This is a genomic window from Enterococcus sp. 10F3_DIV0382 (genome assembly GCF_002140245.1).
In the GTDB taxonomy this organism is placed as follows: domain Bacteria; phylum Bacillota; class Bacilli; order Lactobacillales; family Enterococcaceae; genus Enterococcus_B; species Enterococcus_B lactis.
On sequence record NZ_NGMF01000007.1, the window covers coordinates 1 to 1,797 of the forward strand.

General features: G+C 50.7%; 1 rRNA gene. It reads right to left on the minus strand.

Features of this window, described 5'->3' with window-relative positions:
* Positions 1–44: 44 nt before the first annotated feature.
* Positions 45–1,604 (minus strand): 16S ribosomal RNA (locus A5849_RS14575).
* Between the last annotated feature and the right edge of the window lie 193 nt (positions 1,605–1,797).

The window sequence follows — 1,797 nt, forward strand, 5'->3', positions numbered from 1 at the left end:
AACAAAGTAAAAACAAATTGTGTAGTCTCCGTAATATTCCTTAGAAAGGAGGTGATCCAGCCGCACCTTCCGATACGGCTACCTTGTTACGACTTCACCCCAATCATCTATCCCACCTTAGGCGGCTGGCTCCAAAAGGTTACCTCACCGACTTCGGGTGTTACAAACTCTCGTGGTGTGACGGGCGGTGTGTACAAGGCCCGGGAACGTATTCACCGCGGCGTGCTGATCCGCGATTACTAGCGATTCCGGCTTCATGCAGGCGAGTTGCAGCCTACAATCCGAACTGAGAGAAGCTTTAAGAGATTAGCTTAGCCTCGCGACTTCGCAACTCGTTGTACTTCCCATTGTAGCACGTGTGTAGCCCAGGTCATAAGGGGCATGATGATTTGACGTCATCCCCACCTTCCTCCGGTTTGTCACCGGCAGTCTTGCTAGAGTGCCCAACTGAATGGTGGCAACTAACAATAAGGGTTGCGCTCGTTGCGGGACTTAACCCAACATCTCACGACACGAGCTGACGACAACCATGCACCACCTGTCACTTTGCCCCCGAAGGGGAAGCTCTATCTCTAGAGTGGTCAAAGGATGTCAAGACCTGGTAAGGTTCTTCGCGTTGCTTCGAATTAAACCACATGCTCCACCGCTTGTGCGGGCCCCCGTCAATTCCTTTGAGTTTCAACCTTGCGGTCGTACTCCCCAGGCGGAGTGCTTAATGCGTTAGCTGCAGCACTGAAGGGCGGAAACCCTCCAACACTTAGCACTCATCGTTTACGGCGTGGACTACCAGGGTATCTAATCCTGTTTGCTCCCCACGCTTTCGAGCCTCAGCGTCAGTTACAGACCAGAGAGCCGCCTTCGCCACTGGTGTTCCTCCATATATCTACGCATTTCACCGCTACACATGGAATTCCACTCTCCTCTTCTGCACTCAAGTCTCCCAGTTTCCAATGACCCTCCCCGGTTGAGCCGGGGGCTTTCACATCAGACTTAAGAAACCGCCTGCGCTCGCTTTACGCCCAATAAATCCGGACAACGCTTGCCACCTACGTATTACCGCGGCTGCTGGCACGTAGTTAGCCGTGGCTTTCTGGTTAGATACCGTCAAGGGATGAACAGTTACTCTCATCCTTGTTCTTCTCTAACAACAGAGTTTTACGATCCGAAAACCTTCTTCACTCACGCGGCGTTGCTCGGTCAGACTTTCGTCCATTGCCGAAGATTCCCTACTGCTGCCTCCCGTAGGAGTTTGGGCCGTGTCTCAGTCCCAATGTGGCCGATCACCCTCTCAGGTCGGCTATGCATCGTGGCCTTGGTGAGCCGTTACCTCACCAACTAGCTAATGCACCGCGGGTCCATCCATCAGCGACACCCGAAAGCGCCTTTCAAATCAAAACCATGCGGTTTCGATTGTTATACGGTATTAGCACCTGTTTCCAAGTGTTATCCCCTTCTGATGGGCAGGTTACCCACGTGTTACTCACCCGTTCGCCACTCTTCTTTTTCCAGTGGAGCAAGCTCCGGTGGAAAAAGAAGCGTACGACTTGCATGTATTAGGCACGCCGCCAGCGTTCGTCCTGAGCCAGGATCAAACTCTCATAAAAAGTTCGAACAATCTTACGATTGTTAAGCTCAATTTGTTTGCTAGCATATTGCTTGCTTGTTAAAAATGTTTGTTGTCTTGAATTGAATCAAGACGCCCTACACATTTGGTTTGTCTTACTTTGTTCAGTTTTCAAAGGTCTACTTCATCGGAAATGTTTTTCCGATTTATTTTGGCTGCCGTAGCAACTTTTA